Source organism: Nocardioides sp. AN3, assembly GCF_054653495.1.
Window position 1 is genome coordinate 118,075 of sequence record NZ_BAAIGC010000001.1, and the last position, 20,193, is coordinate 138,267.

17 protein-coding genes are annotated in these 20,193 nt (G+C 71.9%); 6 read left to right on the plus strand and 11 right to left on the minus strand.

The genetic code is table 11. The features are described from left to right. Nucleotides 1-93 precede the first annotated feature (93 nt). Nucleotides 94-3,972, plus strand: a complete 3,879-nt coding sequence (locus tag ACYQ1K_RS00535) for a beta-glucosidase (RefSeq protein ID WP_459980418.1) — start codon at nt 94-96, stop codon at nt 3,970-3,972. A 72-nt stretch (nt 3,973-4,044) separates the two neighbouring features. Here ACYQ1K_RS00535 and ACYQ1K_RS00540 read toward each other — a convergent pair whose 3' ends face one another. Then, nucleotides 4,045-4,380 (minus strand): TraR/DksA family transcriptional regulator, encoded by a 336-nt coding sequence (locus tag ACYQ1K_RS00540; RefSeq protein WP_459980419.1) that lies wholly within the window; start codon nt 4,378-4,380, stop codon nt 4,045-4,047. 250 nt (nt 4,381-4,630) lie between these two features. Between ACYQ1K_RS00540 and ACYQ1K_RS00545 the strand changes: the two genes are divergently transcribed. Continuing rightward, nucleotides 4,631-6,055 carry a putative bifunctional diguanylate cyclase/phosphodiesterase gene (locus ACYQ1K_RS00545; protein ID WP_459980420.1) on the plus strand — a complete coding sequence of 475 codons (1,425 nt, stop codon included), beginning with the start codon at nt 4,631-4,633 and terminating at the stop codon, nt 6,053-6,055. Nucleotides 6,056-6,061: 6 nt separating this feature from the next. Here ACYQ1K_RS00545 and ACYQ1K_RS00550 read toward each other — a convergent pair whose 3' ends face one another. The 9 genes from ACYQ1K_RS00550 to ACYQ1K_RS00590 form a co-directional block, all read right to left on the minus strand. Beyond that, the gene (locus ACYQ1K_RS00550) at nt 6,062-7,657 is read right to left on the minus strand and encodes a phytoene desaturase family protein (protein ID WP_459980421.1); all 1,596 of its coding nucleotides are present in this window, start codon (nt 7,655-7,657) and stop codon (nt 6,062-6,064) included. Next, nucleotides 7,654-8,100, minus strand: coding sequence for an SRPBCC family protein (locus tag ACYQ1K_RS00555; RefSeq protein ID WP_459980422.1), 447 nt, complete (start codon nt 8,098-8,100; stop codon nt 7,654-7,656). Before ACYQ1K_RS00555 ends, ACYQ1K_RS00550 begins: the two co-directional genes overlap by 4 nt. Beyond that, nucleotides 8,063-8,278, minus strand: coding sequence for a hypothetical protein (locus tag ACYQ1K_RS00560; protein ID WP_459980423.1), 216 nt, complete (start codon nt 8,276-8,278; stop codon nt 8,063-8,065). Before ACYQ1K_RS00560 ends, ACYQ1K_RS00555 begins: the two co-directional genes overlap by 38 nt. 79 nt (nt 8,279-8,357) lie before the next feature. Further along, nucleotides 8,358-9,215: a fructosamine kinase family protein gene (locus ACYQ1K_RS00565; protein WP_459980424.1), complete on the minus strand. Its 858-nt coding sequence runs from the start codon at nt 9,213-9,215 to the stop codon at nt 8,358-8,360. Then, on the minus strand, nt 9,212-9,802 hold the full coding sequence (locus ACYQ1K_RS00570) for a low molecular weight protein-tyrosine-phosphatase (protein WP_459980425.1): 591 nt from the start codon (nt 9,800-9,802) through the stop codon (nt 9,212-9,214). Before ACYQ1K_RS00570 ends, ACYQ1K_RS00565 begins: the two co-directional genes overlap by 4 nt. Further along, nucleotides 9,799-10,182: a phage holin family protein gene (locus ACYQ1K_RS00575; protein ID WP_459980426.1), complete on the minus strand. Its 384-nt coding sequence runs from the start codon at nt 10,180-10,182 to the stop codon at nt 9,799-9,801. Before ACYQ1K_RS00575 ends, ACYQ1K_RS00570 begins: the two co-directional genes overlap by 4 nt. Before the next feature lie 508 nt (nt 10,183-10,690). Next, the gene (locus ACYQ1K_RS00580; RefSeq protein ID WP_459980427.1) at nt 10,691-11,551 is read right to left on the minus strand and encodes a hypothetical protein; all 861 of its coding nucleotides are present in this window, start codon (nt 11,549-11,551) and stop codon (nt 10,691-10,693) included. Between the two features lie 645 nt (nt 11,552-12,196). After that, the gene (gene hisC, locus ACYQ1K_RS00585) at nt 12,197-13,264 is read right to left on the minus strand and encodes a histidinol-phosphate transaminase (protein WP_459980428.1); all 1,068 of its coding nucleotides are present in this window, start codon (nt 13,262-13,264) and stop codon (nt 12,197-12,199) included. A gap of 27 nt (nt 13,265-13,291) precedes the next feature. After that, on the minus strand, nt 13,292-13,849 hold the full coding sequence (locus ACYQ1K_RS00590) for a VanZ family protein (RefSeq protein ID WP_459980429.1): 558 nt from the start codon (nt 13,847-13,849) through the stop codon (nt 13,292-13,294). A 56-nt stretch (nt 13,850-13,905) separates the two neighbouring features. Between ACYQ1K_RS00590 and ACYQ1K_RS00595 the strand changes: the two genes are divergently transcribed. The 4 genes from ACYQ1K_RS00595 to ACYQ1K_RS00610 all read left to right on the plus strand — a co-directional run bounded on the left by ACYQ1K_RS00595 (nt 13,906) and on the right by ACYQ1K_RS00610 (nt 18,474). Beyond that, on the plus strand, nt 13,906-14,868 hold the full coding sequence (locus tag ACYQ1K_RS00595; protein WP_459980430.1) for a glutathione S-transferase family protein: 963 nt from the start codon (nt 13,906-13,908) through the stop codon (nt 14,866-14,868). A gap of 191 nt (nt 14,869-15,059) precedes the next feature. Next, nucleotides 15,060-16,169 (plus strand): pyruvate dehydrogenase (acetyl-transferring) E1 component subunit alpha, encoded by a 1,110-nt coding sequence (gene pdhA / locus ACYQ1K_RS00600; RefSeq protein WP_459980431.1) that lies wholly within the window; start codon nt 15,060-15,062, stop codon nt 16,167-16,169. Further along, the gene (locus ACYQ1K_RS00605) at nt 16,166-17,149 is read left to right on the plus strand and encodes an alpha-ketoacid dehydrogenase subunit beta (RefSeq protein WP_459980432.1); all 984 of its coding nucleotides are present in this window, start codon (nt 16,166-16,168) and stop codon (nt 17,147-17,149) included. The genes pdhA and ACYQ1K_RS00605 overlap by 4 nt, the downstream gene beginning before the upstream one ends. After that, a complete protein-coding gene (locus ACYQ1K_RS00610; RefSeq protein ID WP_459981161.1) occupies nt 17,146-18,474 on the plus strand; it encodes a dihydrolipoamide acetyltransferase family protein in 1,329 nt (442 codons plus the stop codon). The genes ACYQ1K_RS00605 and ACYQ1K_RS00610 overlap by 4 nt, the downstream gene beginning before the upstream one ends. 179 nt (nt 18,475-18,653) lie before the next feature. Here the strand turns inward: ACYQ1K_RS00610 and ACYQ1K_RS00615 are convergent, their stop codons facing one another. Beyond that, nucleotides 18,654-20,183: a carboxyl transferase domain-containing protein gene (locus ACYQ1K_RS00615; protein WP_459980433.1), complete on the minus strand. Its 1,530-nt coding sequence runs from the start codon at nt 20,181-20,183 to the stop codon at nt 18,654-18,656. Nucleotides 20,184-20,193: the final 10 nt, after the last annotated feature.

Here is a 20,193-nt window from a genome sequence, read left to right on the forward strand (position 1 = left end):
GCCCTTTACCGTGAGCGGCGTCACGTTCGCTCGGGCGGGCCCGCCGCCCATGAGTTGTCAGAGAGGACGACTCCATGCGCCAACCACCACGTCGTGTGCTCACACGGGGACTGGCCGTGCTCGCCACGGGCTGTCTCGGCCTTTCCTGTCGCGACTGCGACCGCAGCCACCACCAACCCGGGCGTCTCGGCGCTGGAGTCCGCCAACGCCGCACTCTCGCAGCGGGCCGCCACCGAGGGCATGGTGCTCCTCGAGAACCACGACCACGCGCTGCCGATGGCCTCCAGCGGCAACGTCGCGCTCTACGGCGTCGGCGCCTACGTCACCGTCAAGGGCGGGACCGGGTCGGGGGCCGTCAACAACCGGTCGAACGTCACCGTCCGCCAGGGGCTCGAGGCCGCGGGCTACACGATCACCACCAGCCCGGACTACTGGAACGCGATGACCTCGGCGTTCAACACCAAGTACCCGCCGAACCCGAACGGCGGCGTGCTCGCGGCGGCGCCGGACTACTCCTCGGTCGAGCAGCCGCTCACTGCCATCACGCGGAAGCCGACGGCTCCGACCGACACGGCGATCTTCGTGGTCGCGCGCAACTCCGGCGAGGGCGCGGACCGCAAGTCGGGACAGGGCGACTACCTGTTGACCGACACCGAGCGGGCGAACATCGAGCTGCTCGGTCAGACGTACAGGCACGTCGTCGTCGTCCTCAACACCGGCGGCGTCATGGACACCGAGTTCTTCAAGGACATCAACGCCTCCGAGACCGACCCGGCCGGGGGCACCGCGCTCGACTCCCTGCTCCTGATGAGCCAGGCAGGCGAGCAAGGCGGCGCCGCCCTCGTCCAGGTCCTCGACGGCGAGGTCAGCCCGTCCGGCAAGCTCACCGACACCTGGGCCTCGGCGTATGCCGACTACCCGGCGGCGGCCACCTTCGGCAACAACGACGGCACGGGCAACGACGAGAGCTACAGCGAGGGCGTCTACGTCGGCTACCGCTACTTCGACTCCTTCTACAAGAACATCGACGCGGCGCACCCCGAGAGCGTCGTCAACTACCCGTTCGGCTACGGGCTGTCCTACACCGACTTCAACATCGACCCGCTCAGCGTCACTGCCGACATGAGCAAGGTGAGCGTCAAGGCACGCGTCACCAACGTCGGCAAGAGCTACAGCGGCAAGCAGGTCGTCGAGGTCTACGTCTCGGCTCCGCAGACGGGTCTCGACAAGCCGTACCAGGAGCTCAAGGGCTACACGAAGACCGACACCCTCGCCCCTGGCGACTCCCAGACCGTCACGATCACCTTCGACACCACCTCGCTGGCCTCCTTCGACGAGGACACCGCACGGTGGGTGATGGACAAGGGCGAGTACGTCGTGCGGGTCGGCGACTCCTCGCGCAACACCCAGGTCGCGACCCGGCTCGAGCTCGGCGCCGACACCCCGACCGAGCTCGACAACCACGAGCTCAACGACCAGGCACCCGCCACCGCGCTGACCAGCGACCCGGCCGACTTCTATGGGTACGCCGACGAGGCTGAGCAGATGGCGGCCGCTCCGAAGGTCACCCTCGACACCAGCGGCTTCGCGCCGAAGGACGCCCGCTCGCCGTACGAGCAGAGCGTCGCCGTGCCGAGCTCGCAGCCCTACGACGCGATCGACCGCGGCAAGGTCTCCAGCGTCACGACCTACCTCGACTCGAAGCAGACCAGCTGGGAGGGCACCGGCGCGCCGTACGCCGCCAAGGCGGGTGAGACCATCAAGCAGGTCGACACCGACCCGGCCAGCACGCTCTACGACGTGGCCGCCGGGCGGACCACGATGGAGCAGTTCGTCGCCAAGCTGAACGTGACACAGCTCGCCAACATCGTCGAAGGCGCGAACGTCGGCGGGACCACCCCCTCCGCGATCGGTGCCGCCGGCTACACGACCGCGAAGTACGAGAGCCTCGGCATCCCGGGGATGGCCCTCTCCGACGGCCCGGCCGGACTGCGACTCACGCAGCAGATCAACACCACGCCGAAGACCTACCAGTGGGAGACGGCGTGGCCGATCGGCACCATGCTCGCCCAGACCTGGAACCGTGCGCTGATCCAGGAGGTCGGCGACGCGGTGGGCAAGGAGATGATCGAGGCCGGCGTCACCCTGTGGCTCGCCCCCGGCATGAACCTGCACCGTGACCCGCTCAACGGCCGCAACTTCGAGTACTACTCCGAGGACCCGCTGGTCGCCGGCCTCACGGCGGCAGCCACGAGCCTCGGTGTGCAGAGCAACCCGGGCGTCGGCGTGACGATCAAGCACTTCGCGTTCAACAACCAGGAGACGCGCCGCAGTGGCGGCAACTCCGTCGTCGGCGAGCGTGCGGCGCGGGAGCTCGAGCTGAAGTCCTTCGAGATCGCCGTGACCACGGCGCAGCCGATGGCCGTGATGAGCTCCTACAACCGGATCAACGGCACCTATGCGGCCGAGAACTACGACCTGCTCACCGACATCCTGCGCGGCGAGTGGGGCTTCAAGGGCCTGGTGATGACCGACTGGGGCGGCAGCCACAGCGCGACGGCGACGATGTACTCGGGCAACGATCTCATCGAGCCCGGCAATGCCCCGCAGAACGTCATCAACGCCATCGAGAAGCAGGCGCCGACCATCGATGTCGCCGGTCTCCCGGTCTACACCAAGACGGTCACGCCCACCCGGACGACGTACTCCTGGCAGTTCGGCGGTCTCACGCCTTCGGCCAGCGGCGCCGAGACGATCTCCACGACGATCGACGGCAGCACCGACCTGAGCAAGCAGCCGGCCTCCGGCACGGCGACCGTCGACGCGATCAACAACATGACGTTCGCGGCCGACGCGAAGCTCGGCTCGGTCGACGACGCCTACAAGTACGTGCAGTCGCTGCTCTCCGGCGCCGCACTGACCACGGCCCAGAAGGCCGCGATCACGCTGACCAACGTCGTCCACGCCACTCCGGGTGACGGCACAACGCCGGTCACGGCCTACACCGTCGTGGTGAAGGGCAACTACACCGCCACCAGCTACCCGATGCGGCTCGGCGACCTCCAGCGCAGCGCGATGCGGATCCTGAACGTCGTGAGCCAGTCGGCGCCGTTCGCCCAGTTGGCCAAGAACCAGGGCGTCTCTGGCGTGAAGGTGGCGAGCTACGACGCCCAGTTCGACCTGCCGCAGCTCGTCGGCTCCTCGGCGGCGGGCGTGGTCAAGGCGCCGAGCGGGACGCCGCCGATCGTGTCCATCTCGACGACCCCGGCGCCGAGCGGCGGCTGGCTCACCGGCCCCGTCTCGGTCACGGTGAGCGTGGGCAACGACGGGGACCAGGCCTACATCGGCGTCGACGGCGGCGAGACCCGGCCCTACACCGACCCCCTCGAGATCACCGGCGACGGGATCCACACGGTGCGAGTGTTCGCCACCGACGGTGCCGGCCACTTCAGTCGGGTCCAGGAGCTCGTGGTCCGGATCGACACCACGGCGCCGACCGTCACCGCGACCGGATCCGGCGGCCGGCTCGTCCTGTCGGCCTCCGACCAGGTGTCGGGTGTCAAGCAGATCCAGTACTCGACCGATGGCGGCCGACACTGGGCGGCGTACGGCGCCCCGGTCCAGGTGCGGGGGACGTCGCAGACCTTCGCCTACCGCGCCGTCGACCGGGCCGGGAACACCAGCGCGCCGCAGACGATCACCGTGAAGGGCGCGCTGAGCCTGAGCACGCCGGTCGTGACCGGAGCGCACAAGGCGGGTCGCAGGCTGCGAGTGAGCGTCCAGACGACGCCGGGTGCCACCGTTCGCTACCAGTGGCTCCGCAACGGGCGAGCCATCGCCCACGCCACCGGCGTGACCTACAAGGTGCGGCGCGCTGACCGCGGCACGAAGGTCGCGGTGCGAGTGACGGAGACCGCGTCCGGCCTTGTCGGCGTCGCGAAGACCTCGAAGGTGGTGAGGATCACGCGGTAGGCGCTCTCCGCCACGATTCCGAGTGAAGCCCAGCGTGACCTCCCGGTCACGCTGGGCTTCACCACGCGCGGATCACGCCGGGCAGGACACGCAGGTCCGCGCCGTGGGCCTCGCCTCGAGCCGCTCCGTCGGGATGGGGCGGCCGCAGCGCTCGCACACCCCGTAGGTCCCTGCCTCCAGCCGACGCATCGCCGCGTCGGCGTCCTCGAGCCGCTGACGGGCCTGCGCGATCAGCGTGGCGACCTGGGAGCGCTCGAACGCGATGGTGGCGCCCTCAGGGTCATGCTCGTCGTCGGCGTTGGTCGACTGCGAAGCCTCGATGATCTCCCGGAAGTCGCCGGTCAGCTCGGCCAGGCGGCGTCGAGCGCGGTCCAGGTCCGCGAGGAGGCGTGCGCGCACCAGCTCCATCCGAACAGTCTGGTCCGGGCGCCCAAGGGCCTGGCATCCGAGACCACCGGCGTCATCTCGCCCGAGCCTCGCCCGAGCCTCGCCCGCGCCCCAACGGCGGAGTCACGACAGTGGGGCCCCGGCCGTCGAGGGCTGATCGTGTCCAGGCATGCTCATCCGCACAGACACCCTCAGAAACCCCGCAGGCGACACGGCGGCCGGCCGATGGTAAATCCTGGGAGCGGGGGAACCCATCACATGGAGGAGCCACGTGGGAGCGCCACATCGGGAGACCGACTCGGCCGACGCGCGCCGAGCGAGCTGGGCTCGCCGCGCCGTACGCGCTCTCACCGGTGCGCGCACCCTCAGCGTTGAGGCCCTCGAGACCGACATGCGGCCTGATGAGCGCGACGCCGACCCGGTGACGGGGCTGTTGCACTACGAGCCCATCGACGCGACCGTCCTCGGTCCCAGCACGGGCGCGGTCCTGGTCGTCGAGGCCGAGAGCTATCTGATCACCACCCACGTGGTGGGCGCCGATGAAGGCGAGCTGCTCCTCATGGAGGCCGCGGAGAGGGTCCAGTGGGTGGCGGCGGAGCTCGAGGGACAGGTACGCCGCATGAGCGGGCCCTACTTCCTCGTGCTGGTGCCCAGCGCGGATGAGTGCCGACTCCATGACGTCGTCAGCCACCTCGCGGTCGTCCCGGACCGTCCAGCGTCCACCGACGCCGGCGCCCTGACAGTCGGCGTCGCGGTCGGGCCGCGGGACGGGGCCGACGTGCCGTCGCTCGTCCGGGCGGCGATGGTCGCCCTCGCGCACGGCAAGCGGGAGCACCCGGGCACCGCGGTGTTCTTCGAGCCCGAGATGGCCGAGGAGGCGCGTGACCGCTTCACCGTCGGTCGAGCGCTGCGGGCCGCGATCGAGCGACGGGAGATCGACCTGGTCTTCCAGCCGCAGCTGGACCTCCGTACCGGAGCGGTCGTCGGCGTCGAAGTGCTCGCCCGTTGGGTCGACGGTGTCCACGGCCCGATCTCGCCGGCCCGGTTCGTGAAGATCGCCGAACAGCTCGGCATGGGACGGGCGCTGGACCGGCTGGTGTTCGAGAAGGCGCTGGAGCAGCTGTGCGCCTGGGACGCCGCCGGCGTCCACATCCCGCGGATGTCGATCAACGCCTCGCCCGACTCGCTCCGCGCCGGACCGGTGCCCCAGGCGATGCAGGCGCTCGTGCGTCGTCACGGCATCGCGCCCGGACGGATCACCGTCGAGCTCATCGAGAGCCGGCTCCTCGACGCCGACACGGGTGTCAGCACGCTGCGCCAGCTGCGGGAGCAGGGAATCCGCGTGAGCCTCGACGACTTCGGCACGGGCTATGCCTCCTTCAGCCAGCTGGTCACCCTCCCGATCGACGAGCTGAAGATCGACCGCTCGTTCCTGTCCGACTCCGACGACCCCGTCACCAGCGGCGCCGTGATCGGGGCGATCGTCCGGGTGGGCAAGACGCTCGGCCTCGATGTCGTGGCCGAGGGCATCGAGCGGGTCGAGCAGGCCGAGCTGCTCCGCTCGTTGAGCTGCCCGGTGGGCCAGGGCTACCTCTACTCGCCGCCGCTCACCGCGGAGAAGCTCGTCGACTGGCTCGCGGCGCGACCGCAGCCGGACGCCGCGCTGCCCACCGCTGCGCCCTCGACGCCGACCTGAGCACCGTCAGCGGCTGATGCCGACCATGCGGCCGACCGACCTGAGCCGGTGGTGGGCCAGAGCGGCGCGGGCGGCGTTCATGCCGGCGGCGCCGTGTACGCCGCCCCCGGGGTGGGCCGAAGCCGACCCGAGGTACAGGCCGCGGATCCCCGTCTCGGCGCGTCCGAGGCCGGGCACCGGGCGGAAGACCAGCTGCTGATGGAGCTGCGCGGTGCCGCCGTTGATCGCGCCGCCGACGAGGTTCGCATCACGCTCTTCGAGCTCCCGCGGCCCCAGCACGCGGCGCGCGAGGATCAGATCGCCGAAGCCGGGCGCGAGACCCTCGAGGCGTGCCTGCATGCGGTCGGCGTACCGCTCGGTCTCCGCGTCGTCCCAGCGCCCCGTGAGCCCGTCGGGGCCGGCGTCGCGCTCGACGACCTGGGGCACGTGGCTGTAGGCCCACGCCGACTCCGTGCCCGCCGGCGAGCGGGTGGGGTCGCTGGTCGTCATCTGGCCCACGAGGAGGAACGGCTGGTCGGGCACGGTGCGACCGCTGATCTGCTGGCCGGTCCGGCTGAGCTCGTCGACCGACGACGCGACGTGGACGGTGCCGGGCGGATGCGGCGGCGCGGTGCGCCAGGGGATGGGCCCGGAGAGCGCCCAGTCCACCTTCACCGTGCCGGGATCCAGCTCGAAGCCGCGCATGCCCTTGGCGACGCGCGGTGGCAGCTGCTCGGTCGGCACCAGTCCTCCGAAGAGCCGGGAGGCGATCACGTCGGCGACGACCACGGGGGCGGCGTACCGCTCCCCTCCGGCAGTCCGCACGGCGCGGACCTCACGTCCCTCCACCTCGACGTCGGTCACCTCGGCTCCGCAGCGCAGCTCGCCCCCACGGCCGCGGAACCGGCTGGCCAACGCCTCAGCCAGCCGGCCGGCGCCGCCCTCGGGCACCGGGAAGCCGACCGTCTGCCCGAGCATCGTCATGAGGATCCCGAACATCGCCGACCCGGGCGCGGACATCGGGATGTCGGCGTGGGCGGCGTTCCCGGCGATGAGCAGCCGCGCCCCCTCACCGGCGAACCTGAGGCGTCCGAAGTCCGCCACCGGCATCAGCAGGTCGCGGACGAGCCCGAGCCCGCCGGCGCCGGGGACGCGGAGCAGCGCGGCCAGACCGTGCCGGACCGGCGGGAAGGGGGACAGGAGCGCTCGAACGACCTGGCCGCCGATGCGGTCCCACTGCCGGCACAGCTCCAGCCATGCCTCACCGTCGCCAGGCGCGAGCGCGTCGAGGCTCGCGGCGGTCACGTCGCGGTCGCGGTGCAGCAGCGCCCATCCGGCGTCCGGCACGTGGTGGGCGACGACAGCGGGCGCATGCCGCCAGACGAGGCCGTGCTCCTCGAGCCGGAGCGAGCTGATCGTGGGCGACGCCGCCGAGAGCGGGTAGAAGGAGCTGAAGGTGTCGTGGACGAACCCGTCGTGCACCTCGCGGTCGCTGCGCACAGCACCGCCGGGCGTGGGCTGAGCCTCGAGCACGAGGACCGACCAGCCGGCGTCGACGAGGTGGTTGGCGGCGACGAGGCCGTTGGGCCCGGCGCCGATGACGATGGCGTCGTACGACGTCACGAACGGCCCTCGGCCAGCATGGCCAGGCGGGCGAGCGTCTCGACGTTGCGGACGTGCAGCGCGCTGGACCGCAGCGGCTTCGGCAGCAGCGATCCCGGACCGTGGGTGAGGTCCTCTTCGATGGTGATCTCGCTTCCCCGTGTCGCGCCGTGAGTCGCCGGCTTCACGGTGATGATGACGCGTGCCTCGCCGAGCGGCCAAGCGCGCGCCTGCAGCTCCAGCCTCTGCCCGGGCTCGCAGGCGATCACCTCGGTGTGGTCGTTGCTGACCACCGGCCAGACGCCGACCGAGTGGTGCAGCCGCGAGCCGGGCTGCGGCCAGGTTGCGTCCACGTCGCGAATCCGGCAGGCGCCCACCACCCAAAGGGGGAAGAGCCAGCCGTCGGCGAGCACCTCCCACACCTTGTCAGGGGTGGTCGCGGCGGTCTTCGAGGTCACGGCCATGCGGGCCCGGTGTCCCGGGAGGGGTGCCCCTAACCTCGCCGGTCGCGCACCTCGCCTCGAGCTCGACCATCGCCTCGGCGAGCACGACCGTGTCCCGGGGATGGTGGGCGGAAAGGGACAGGAGCGTGCCCAGAGACTCCACCAGCACGTGGAAGTCCTCCTCGTCCGATGCGCTCACGACCGCGTCAACGACGGGGCCGCGGTGGGCGTTACGTGGCGTGTTACGTGGCGTGTTACGTGGCGTGTTACGTGGCGTGTTATGTGGCGTATCGGGCGGCGAGGGCGGCGGCGCGGGCGCCGTACCCGGAGCCGTTGAGCGCCGCGTGCACCAGGAGCGGGAAGAGCTGGTGCAGACCGATCCGGTCCTCCCAGCCGTCGGTGAGCGGGTAGGTCTCCTGGTAGGCGTCGACGAGCCGCTCCAGCTGCGGCAGCCCGAAGAGCAACAGCATCGCCAGGTCCATCTCGCGGTGGCCGCCGTACACCGCCGGGTCGATCACCCAGGCGCGGCCGTCGGCGCCCCACACGACGTTCCCGTTCCACAGGTCGCCGTGGAGGCGTGCAGGTGGCTCGATCGGCAGCAGCCCCTCGAGGCGCGGTACGACGGCCTCGATCCTCCGAGTCTCGTCGTCCTCGAGCGCACCGCGGTCATGGGCGAGCTTGAGATAGGGGAGAAGCCGCCGCGTCGCGTAGAACTCAGGCCACGTCGGCGTCGGTCGGTTCGGGAGGGGCAGCGTGGCGATGAAGCCGTCGGCGTCGAGGCCGTAGCCGTCACACGGGCGCCGGTGCGCGGTCGCCAACGCGCGGCCGAGCGTCTCGGCGCCCTCGCCGGTGGGCTTGCCGGGCTCGATCCACCGCAGGACCAGGCAGTCGTCCGCGGCGGCGAGCAGCTCCGGGACCGGCAGGCCCGCCTCGTCCAGCAAAGCCAGGCCGCGTGCCTCCGCGCGGAAGAAACCCTCCGGCGGGTGGGGGAGCGTCTTGACCAGCACGACGCTCCCGTCGTTGAGACGGAGCTTGGTCGCACGAGCGACGTCACCGCCGGCGACCGGTGAGGTGGCGACGACGGGCGTGCCGAGGAGCTCCTCAGCACGCCGCGCCACCACCGACGCCCGGCTCACTGCTCGCGCAGCTCCGCGGTGAGGTCGGTGGTGAGATTGGTGGCGAGATCCGTGGTGGGGTGGGGGGCGCCGTCGGTGGCGCCGTCGGAGGCGGGGTCGGAGGCGAGCACCGCGGCGAGCTCGGCGGCCAGGGCCTTCGTCGTTCGCTCCACCATGGCCAGCACCTCCTCGAAGCCGTCGTCGCCACCGTAATAGGGGTCCGGAACCTCGCCGCCCGCGCCCACGGGATCGAAGTCGCGGAAGAGCCGCACCCGGTCGCGGCGTCCGCCGAGGTCGCTCAGGTTCGCCTCGTCCATCGCGAGGACGAGGTCGAAGCGGTCCAGCCAGTCCGCCCCGACCTGCTGGGCGCGGTGCCGGCTCGGGTCGTAGCCGTGGCGCCTCAACGTGCTCGCCGCCCGGTCGTCCATGGGCCGGCCGACGTGCCAGTCGCCGGTGCCGGCGCTGCGCACCTCGATGCGGTCGTCGGTCTCGAGCCGGTGCTGGAGCACGACGTCGGCCATCGGCGAGCGGCAGATGTTGCCGAGGCAGACGAGCGCGACGGCGTACCGTCCCGGCACGCGCGGCGGCGGGATCCGCACCCCCGTCACCGGTCGAGGACCTTGTCGACGAGCCAGGTGACGATCGTGATGATGATGGCGCCGGCGACCGCGGCCCAGAAGCCGTCGACCTCGAAGCCGATCCCGAGCTTGCCGGCCAGCCAGCCGGTGAGCAGGAGCATCGCGGCGTTGAGGACGAGCAGGAAGAGACCGAGCGTCAAGATGATGATCGGCAGGCTGAGCAGCTTCAGGATCGGCTTCACGAACGAGCTGACGACCCCGAGGATGATCGCAACGCCGATGAGCGGCAGCAGCTTGTGCCGGATCTCGGCGCCGCCGGTGCTGGGGCCGGTGAAGCTGATCCCGTCGATCAGCCACGTCGCGACCGCCAGGGCGACCGCGTTGCTGACGAGCCAGCCGAGGAGTCTCACGGCGGCCAGTCAAGCACAGCGCCGATGGGCGGCCGCGGCCTCCCGATGCACGGCGTACCCGGCCGCCGGACCCTCCACCGCGCTGTTCCGGACCCGCGGGCGCGGCCCGGCCATGCGCCGCGCGGGAGCGACACGCCGGAGGGTTCGGCGTGTCTCGCCCGGATCGCGCAGCGGCGGGCCGCGCCACGGGGGCGGCGGGTGCGCCGTACCCGAAGGCCGGGCCCCCGGCCATGCGCCGCGCAGGTCCGGCCCGGCCATGCGCCGCGCAGGTCCGGCCCGGCCATGCCCCGCGCGGGAGCGACACGCCGGAGGGTTCGGCATGTCTCGCCCGGATCGCGCAGCGGCGGGCCGCGCCACGGGAGCGGCGGGTGCGCCGTGGGCGCCGTACCCGACGGCCGCGCCTGGCCATGCGCCGCGCGGGTCCGGCCCGGCCATGCGCCGCGCGGGCCCGGCCCGGCCATGCGCCGCGCGGGGGCGACACGCCGCAGGGTACGGCGTGTCGCGCTGATCAGGCGCAGCGAGCGGCCGCCGCGGCGGCGTCTGCCATGCGGGCCATGACCCAAGCAGGACGGTGGATCACCTGCCGCCACGTGAAGCGCAGGACCAACCAGCCGTCCAGGGTGAGGAGGGTGTAGCGCTCGCAGTCGCGCTCGAAGTCGGCCTGGCGCTTGCCGTGGAACTCCCATGACTCGGCCTCGATCACGATGCCGCGCAAGGGGTCTGCCAGATCGGGGTGGAGCACGGTGCCGTCGATCTCGACGCGATATTGGGGGATGACGCTCAACCCCGCCTCGATCGCCAGTGCTCGGGTGGCCGACTCGAAGGCGTTGGCCGCCTTGCCGTCGGCGTAGGAGGCGACGGTCCGCACGGCAGTCCCGCGAGCTCCCGTGAAGGCAGCGGCCGCGCCGGTCAGCTGCGACGGCGTGACATCGCGGTGGCGTAGCGCCGAGTCGGCCACCGCCAGCGCGTCGCCGAACGACAGGTCCGCTGCGCACATCAGCACGGTCTGCAGCTTGGTGGTGGCCCACCCGTGGATGACCTCTCTGGGGAGGTCGAGGCGACGGAGGTCGGCACCCTCGATCTCCGGCAGGGCGCGACCGCGAGGCACGGCGAGCTGCGGCCGATCAGGAGGAAGTCGGACCTCCCAGCCCCAGTGAGCCGCCGCGCTCAGATGGGTGACGAAGGCGTTGTGCTCATGAGCCTGGCGAAGCGCGTCCTCGACGACCGGCAGGGCGTAGCGGTTGCGGCCGATGCGGACAACCTCGCGACGGTCCACTGCGGTGCGGAGGGCACGGCGCGAGATGTTCGCCAGCAGCGTGCCGGTGTCAGCGACTCCGCCGAGGTGCACGAGCAGGGTTACCAGATCCACGCCGCGAGTCTGCGGCAGGTCGCGCCTTGGTGGCGGTGCTCATCCACAGGCACACACGCGCGTCACGGTCATCCACCGGCCCGGCCATGCGCCGTGCGGAAGCGACACGCCGAAGAGTGCGGCGTGTCGCGCCGGGACCGTGCAGTGGCGGGCCGCGCTATGTGAGCGGCCGATGCGCCCGCGCGGTCCCGACCCGCGGGCCCGGGCCCGCCCATGCGCCGCGCGGAGGCGACACGCCGAGGGGTGCGGCGTGTCGCGCCGGGACCGTGCAGTGGCGGGCCGCGCTATGTGAGCGGCCGATGCGGCCGCGCGGTCCCGACCCGCGGGCCCGGGCCCGCCCATGCGCCGCGCGGAGGCGACACGCCGAGGGGTACGGCGTGTCGCGCCGGGACACTGCAGTGGCGGGCCGCGCTACGTGAGCGGCCACGCGCCGCGCGCTTTCCGCGGGCCGCGCCCACGGGAGCGGCCGATGCGCCCGCGCGGTCCCCTACCCGCGGGCCCGGGCCCGCGGGCCGGGCCCGCCCATGCGCCGCGCGGAGGCGACACGCCGGAGGGTACGGCGTGTCGCGCCGGGACCGTACAGCGGCGGGCCGGGCTGCGCGAGCGGCCATGCGCCGCGCGGGCCCCAGCGGCGCCGGCCGGGCGTCAGTCGGGGACGCGCGTGCGCTGGGCGAGCCGGATCACGCGGTCGTTGGCCTCGGGCTCGCCGATGGAGACTCTGACCCCGTCACCGCCGAGCGGACGCACCGTGATGCCGTCGGCCTCGGCCGCCGCGACGAACTCACTGATCCGGTCGGGCCCCATCGCGAACCAGACGAAGTTGCCTTGGGCATCGGGAAGCTCCCAGCCCGCGGCTCGGACCGCGTCCACCACGCGGGAGCGCTCGGCGACCAGCGCCTCGACGCGCTTCTCGAGCTCGGGACGGGCCTGCAACGAGGCGACCGCCGCGGCCTGTGCGACGAGGTTGACGCCGAAGGGGAGCGTGACCGCACGCAGAGCTGCGGCGACGGGCGGCCGCGCGATCGCGTAGCCGACGCGGAAGCCGGCGAGACCGTACGCCTTCGAGAACGTCCGCACGACGGCGACGTTCTCGCGGGAGCGGTAGGTCGCGAGGCCGTCGACCGGGTCGGCGATGCGGACGAACTCGACGTAGGCCTCGTCGAGCACCGCTAGCACCTCGTCCGGCACGCGGTCGAGGAAGCCGTCGAGCTCGGTCTGGGTGAGCGCAGGTCCGGTCGGGTTGTTGGGGCTGCACAGCAGCACGACCTTCGTCCGCGGCCCGATCGCCGCCACCATCGCGTCGAGATCGTGTCGCCCGTCGGGTCTCGTCGGCACCTGGACGGAGGAGGCCCCCGCGGCGACGGCCGCGATCGGGTAGGCCTCGAAGGACCGCCAGGCGTAGACCACCTCGTCGCCCGGCTCGCAGAACGCCGTGAGAAGCCCATAGATCAGCCCCGTCGACCCGGTCGCGACGGCGAGGTCGGTGACCGGAACGCCGTATGTCTCGGCGAGCGCCGCGTAGAGCGCCGTGTTGCCCATGTCGGGGTATCGGTTCATCTGCGCCGCCGCCCAGACGGCCGCCTCCAGCACACCGGGCAGTGGCGGGTAGGGGTTCTCGTTGGAGGAGAGCTTGTAGGCGTCGGCCGCGGCGGGCTTGCCGGCGACGTACGACGGCATGGCGGCGACGCTCGGGCGGGGTTGCGGACCGGTCACGGGCTCAGCGTAGGAGGCGCCGCAGACTCAGCGTCGGAAGTCGCGCACCAGGAGCCGGCGCAGCCCGATCAGCAGCACTCCGATCGCCACGCCGATGACCGCCCCGGTGGTGTTGTCGATGACGTCCGTGACGTCGCAGGCCCGGTCGAGGCGCGCGACGACGAGCTGGGTCCACTCGATCGCTGCGGAGTAGGCCGCGAGCGCCACCAACCCGAGCGGCACGGTGACCCACGCATGGCGCCAGCGGCTCGCGACCACGACCAGCAGCACCCCGGACGGGATGAAGAGGACCGTGTTGAGCAGGCGCTGGCCGCTGGCGAAGATCCAGAACCCATCCGGGGCCGGCCCGCCGATGTCCCAGGAGCACGTGGTGAGACGTCCTTCGGCGGGCACGATGCCAGGGGCTCCGTACGCCGGGATGAGCGTCACCAGCCCGATGACGGCGATCGTCCAGAGCAGTCCCGCGACCGCCCAGGCCGTCCCCCAGCCGACCCAGCGGGTGAGCGCGGCGGCCGCAAGGGCGAGAACCGCGCCGGCGAGGAGTGCGCCCAGGAGCATGAACGCGACGCCGCCGAACGGAAACACGCCTCGACCTTAGGGGGCGGGGGTGAGCGAGGGGCTGGCTGGATAACGTGCGTGACATGACCCAGGACCTGAAGCCGGCGTACGTCGAGAAGGGGCAGGACTTCAACCGCGACATGCGCTACATCCCCGACCGGATCACCCGGGGCGCCCGGGTGCCCGAGCGTGGACCGGCGACGGTGCCGCTGTGGCCGGTCGAGCCGGGGCGCTACCGGCTGGTGGCGGCCCGGGCCTGCCCGTGGGCGAACCGCTCGATCATCGTGCGACGGCTCCTCGGCCTCGAGGACGTCATCTCCCTCGGCACGCCCGGTCCCGTCCACGACAAGCGGAGCTGGGCGTTCAACCTCGACCCGGACGGCCGTGACCCGGTCCTCGGCATCGAGCGGCTCCAGGAGGCCTACCTCGAGCGCTATCCAGACTATCCGCGCGGGATCACTGTGCCGGCCATCGTCGACATCCCGACCGGCCAGGTGGTCACCAACGACTTCCCGTGGATCACCCACGACCTCTTCTTCGAGTGGCAGGAGTTCCACGCCGACGGTGCGCCCGACCTGTGGCCCGCGCACCTCCGCGAGGAGATGGACACGGTGATGGAGCGGATCTTCGTGGAGGTGAACAACGGGGTCTACCGCTGCGGCTTCGCCGGCTCCCAGGAGGCGTACGACGCTGCGTACACCCGACTGTGGGACGCGATGGACTGGCTCGAGGAGCGGCTCGCCGACCGTCGCTACCTGATGGGGGACACCCTCACCGAGGCCGACATTCGGCTCTACACGACGCTGGCGCGCTTCGACGCCGTCTACCACGGCCACTTCAAGTGCAACCGCAACAAGCTCACCGAGATGCCGGTGCTGTGGGCCTACGCCCGCGACCTCTACCAGACGCCGGGCTTCGGCGAGAACACCGACTTCGACCAGATCAAGGCGCACTACTACGTCGTGCACCACGACATCAACCCGTCCGGGATCATCCCGAAGGGTCCGGACACCTCGGTCTGGCTCGAGCCTCACGGGCGCGGCTGATCCTGCGACGAACGCCACTGTGCACCGCGTCACGTCAGTTCGATGCGGATGCGGCGTTCGCGCTAAGTTGGGGACAACCCGCCTGTGGGCCAGGTCACACGCTCCGCACCACCCCCGCGGCGGCGTCGACTGTCAGGAGTGCGGCGTCCGGTGATCCCGGCAGGCCGCCTGAGGTTTGAGGAGAGCGCACCGTGCCCGACGCCCCTTCTGACACGAATTTCGTGCAGCTGCTGACCCCCGAGGGAGAGCGGGTCGAGCACCCGGCCTACTCCTTCAACGGTGACGACGAGACCGTTCGCGGGCTCTATCGCGACATGGTCCTGACCCGCCGCCTCGACGTCGAGGCGACCGCACTGCAACGCCACGGCGAGCTGGGCATCTGGGCCCAGCTCCTCGGCCAGGAGGCCGCTCAGATCGGCGCCGGCCGGGCCCTGCGCCCGCAGGACTACGTCTTCCCGACCTACCGCGAGCATGGCGTCGCCTGGTGCCGTGGTGTCGACCCGCTGCGCCTGCTGGGGCTCTTCCGGGGCGTCGACTTCGGCGGGTGGAACCCGTCCGACCACAACTTCAACCTCTACACGATCGTGATCGGCGCACAGACGCTGCACGCGACGGGCTACGCGATGGGCGTCCAGCGTGACGGTGCCGTCGGCACCGGCGACCCCGAGCGGGACACCGCCGTCGTCGCCCATCTCGGCGACGGCGCCACCTCGCAGGGCGACGTCAACGAGGCGTTCGTCTTCGCCGCCTCCTACCAGGCCCCGGTCGTCTTCTTCTGTCAGAACAACCAGTGGGCGATCTCCGAGCCGACCACGCGTCAGTCCGTCATCCCGCTCTACCGCCGCGCTGACGGCTTCGGCTTCCCGGGTGTCCGTGTCGACGGCAACGACGTGCTGGCGACGTACGCCGTCATGCAGTCGGCCCTCCAACGGGCCCGTGACGGTGGCGGTCCGACGTTCGTCGAGGCGTTCACCTACCGGATGGGCGCTCACACCACCACGGACGACCCGACCCGCTACCGGCACTCCGACGAGGTCGAGCACTGGAAGCTGCGCGACCCGATCGCCCGCGTGGAGGCCTACCTGCGGCGCAACGGCCTGGCCGAGGGGTCCTTCTTCGACGAGGTGGCGGCTGAGGCCGAGGCGCTGGGCGTCCATCTCCGCGAAGGCTGCCGGGCGCTGCCCGAGCCTGTCGTGACCGACCTGTTCGACCGTGTGTACACCGAGATCCCCGACGAGCTCGCCGCTCAGCGCGACGAGTACAGCGACTACCTGGCCTCGTTCGAGGAGGCTGCGCGATGACCACCATGAAGCTCACGCTCGCCAAGGCCCTCAACGCCGGTCTGCGCAAGGCGATGGAGGACGACCCGAAGGTCGTCCTCATGGGCGAGGACATCGGTGTGCTCGGCGGCGTCTTCCGGGTCACCGACGGCCTGCAGAAGGACTTCGGCGAGGACCGCGTCGTCGACTCGCCGCTGGCCGAGTCCGGCATCGTCGGGACCGCGGTCGGCATGGCGCTGCGCGGCTACAAGCCGGTCGTGGAGATCCAGTTCGACGGCTTCGTCTACCCCGCCTATGACCAGATCGTCGCGCAGGTCGCGAAGTTCCACTTCCGCTCTGGCGGCCGGATCCCGATGCCGATCGTGATCCGGATCCCGTTCGGCGGCGGCATCGGTGCCGTCGAGCACCACAGCGAGTCGCCGGAGGCGCAGTTCGCCCACACGCCGGGCCTCAAGGTCGTGGCATGCTCCAACCCCGCCGACGCCTATTGGATGATCCAGCAGGCGATCTCCTCGCCGGACCCGGTGATCTTCCTGGAGCCGAAGCGGCAGTATCACGCCGGTGCCGTCGAGGTCGACCTCGACGCGACCCCGGAGCCGCTCTTCACCGCCAAGGTGGCCCGCCAGGGCGACGACGTCACGGTGTGCGCCTACGGGCCGACCGTCGGTGTGGCGCTCCGCGCGGCGGACGCTGCGGCGGCCGAGGGCCGCTCGCTGGAGGTCATCGACCTGCGCACCCTCTCGCCGCTCGACATGGGACCCGTCGAGGAGTCCGTACGCCGCACCGGCCGCTGCGTCGTCGTCCACGAGGCCCACGCCAACCTCGGCCTCGGTGCCGAGCTGGCGGCCCGGCTCACCGAGTCGTGCTTCTACTCGCTCGAGGCCCCCGTGCTGCGTGTCGGCGGCCTCGACACGCCCTACCCGCCCGCCCGCGCCGAGCACCAGTGGCTGCCGGATCTCGACCGGGTGCTCGACGCCGTGGACAGGAGCTTCGCGTGGTGAACGCCCAGGAGTTCAAGCTCCCCGACGTCGGTGAGGGCCTCGTCGAGGCCGAGCTCGTCTCCTGGCGGGTCGCGGTCGGCGACACCGTCCAGGTCAACGACATCGTCTGCGAGATCGAGACCGCCAAGTCGGTCGTCGAGCTGCCCTCCCCCTACGCGGGCATCGTCGAGGCGCTCCTCGTCGAGGTCGGCACGACCGTCGAGGTCGGCACCCCGATCATCCGGATCGGCAGCGGCGCGCATCCGACGGAGTTCGTGCCGGCGGCGGCGTCCGAACGGCCGCATGTCCAGCCGGCCGCGGCCGAGTCCGCGGGGGACTCGCCCGGCACCCTCGTCGGCTACGGACCTCGCGAGGCGGCGACCCAGCGGCGCGCGCGGCGTACGTCGTCCTCGCGCCCCGGTGGCCAGGCCGCCGGCACGACCGGGCCGGTGCTCGCCAAGCCGCCGGTGCGGCTGGCCGCGCGTGAGGCCGGCATCGACCTGCGCACGGTGACCCCGACCGGGCCGAACGGAGATGTCACGCGCGAGGACCTCGCGGGTGTCGGCCCCGGCGCGACGTCCTACGAGTCGGCTGCTCCGGCGGCCAGGTCGCATGACGTCCCGTCGCCGGTCTACACCGGTCGGGTCACCCGGGAGCCGATCAAGGGCGTCCGCAAGATGATGGGCCAGGCCATGACGGCCAGCGCCTTCACGATCCCGCACGTCTCGGTCTGGACGACCGTCGACGTCACCGAGACCACGCGGCTGGTGGCACGGCTGAAGCAGGACCCGGCGTACGCCGGCGTGCGCGTCAGCCCCCTGCTGGTGCTCGCCCGCGCGGTCACCGAGGCGCTCCGCAAGCACCCGTTGCTCAACGCGGTGTGGGACGAGCCGGCGCAGGAGGTCGTGCTGCGCCACTACGTCAACCTCGGCATCGCGGCGGCCACGCCTCGGGGTCTGGTCGTGCCGAACATCAAGGACGCCGACCTGATGAGCGGACCTGACCTCGGGCGGGCCATCAACGCGCTCACCGACGTCGCTCGGGACGGGAAGACGCAGCCGGCCGAGCAGCAGGGCGGGACGTTCACGATCAGCAACGTCGGGCCCTTCGGCATGGAGGGCGGCACGCCGATCATCAACCCCGGCGAGTCGGCGATCCTCTGCTTCGGCGCGGTCTCGAAGCGCCCGTGGGTCGTCTCGGTCGACGGCGAGGACCGGCTGGCCGTGCGCGACGTCTGCACGTTCGCGCTGTCCTTCGACCACCGTCACATCGACGGGGCGACCGGCTCGGCGTTCCTGAACGAGGTCGCCGACACCATGCGCGACCCGTCGCAGATGTTCGCCTGACACGCGCCGAACGGGCGCAGATGTTCGCCTGACACGCGCTGAGCGGGCGCAGATGACCACACCGCGTGGGCATGTGCGTCTGTTCGGCGGGCCGGGCGCGGGCATCTGCGTCTGCTCGGCGGGCCGGGCGCGGGCATCTGCGTCTGCTCGGCGGGCTGGGCGTGGGCATGTGGGTCTGCTCACGCGTAGCGGGCGGCCCTGCTCGCCGGTGAGCCAGGACCGACGGCGAGCAGCGCCGTCAGCTCGGCCTCGATGACGGCGCCGACCCGCAGACAGAACTCGTCGGGCTCGTCCGCTGCGTCGGGCATCTCGGGGATGATCCGGTCGACGATGCCGCGCTGGGCGAGGTCGAGGGCGAGCACCTGCTGGGCGCGGGCGATGTCGGGCGCGTGGCGGGTGTCGCCGTGCACGATCGCCGAGGCGCCCTCGGGCGGGAGCGGCGAGAGCCAGGCGTGCTGCGCCGCGATCACGCGGTCGGCGGGCAGGAACGCCAACGCTCCGCCCCCGTTGCCCTCCCCGAGCATGAGGCAGAGCGTCGGTGCCTGCACCGAGACGAGGCCGTCGATGCAGCGAGCGATCTCGCCGGCGAGGCCGCCGTTCTCCGCCTCGGGGGACAGGGCGGCGCCTCGGGTGTCGATGACGGTGAGGACCGGCAGGCCGAGGTCCTCGGCGAGCCGCAGTCCGCGCTGGGCCTCCCGAAGCGCCTGCGGCCCGAACGCCTGCTGCGCCTGCTCGCGGCGGTCCTGGGCGAGCAGCACGCAGGGCGCGTCGCCGAACCGCGCGAGCGCGATGATCAGCGCCGGGTCGCGCTCCCCTTGGCCGGTTCCGTTGAGGGGGACGACGTCCGCGGCCGCGGTCTTGAGCAGGCGGCGTACGCCGGGGCGGTCCATGCGGCGCGACCGAGTGACGGCGTCCCAGGTCTCGATGGGGGTCTCGATACGCTCGCTGGCGCTCGCTACTCGACCTGCGGGATCGCTGGCGCTCGCTACTCGACCTGTGGGATCGCTGGCGCTCGCTACTCGACCGCCGGGAGCGGGGCGCGTCTGCAGGATCGTCAGAGCGCGGTCGAGGATCCCGGCGATCTCGTCGGGTGGCAGGACGGCGTCGATGATGCCGTGGGCGTAGAGGTTCTCGGCGACCTGGACGCCGGCAGGGAACGGATGTCCGTTGAGCAGCTCGTAGACCTTCGGACCGAGGAAGCCGAGCAGCGCGCCGGGCTCGCCGACGGTGACGTGGCCGAGCGACCCCCACGATGCCATCACGCCGCCGGTCGTCGGGTGGCGCAGGTAGACGAGGTAGGGCAGGCCGGCGGCCTTGTGCGCTGAGACGGCCTCGGTGATCCGCACCATCTGCACGAAGGCGGGCGTGCCCTCCTGCATCCGAGTGCCGCCGGAGGCGGGTGCGGCGAGCAGCGGCAGACGCTCCGTGGTCGCGCGCTTCACCGCAGACACCAACCGGTCGGCGGAGTCCCGGCCGATGGACCCGGCCAGGAAGCCGAACTCGCTCACCAGGACCGCGACGCGGCGGCCGAGCATCGTGCCCTCGCCGGTCAGCACTGACTCGTCGACACCGGTCCGCTCGCAGGCGGCGCGGAGCTCGGCGGCGTACGACTCCGACACGCCGACCCGGGCCGGAGGAGTGTCCCAGGAGACCCAGGAGCCATCGTCGAGGACGAGGTCGATGAGCTCGCGAGCCGAGAGTCGGGGCATGCCCGGAGCG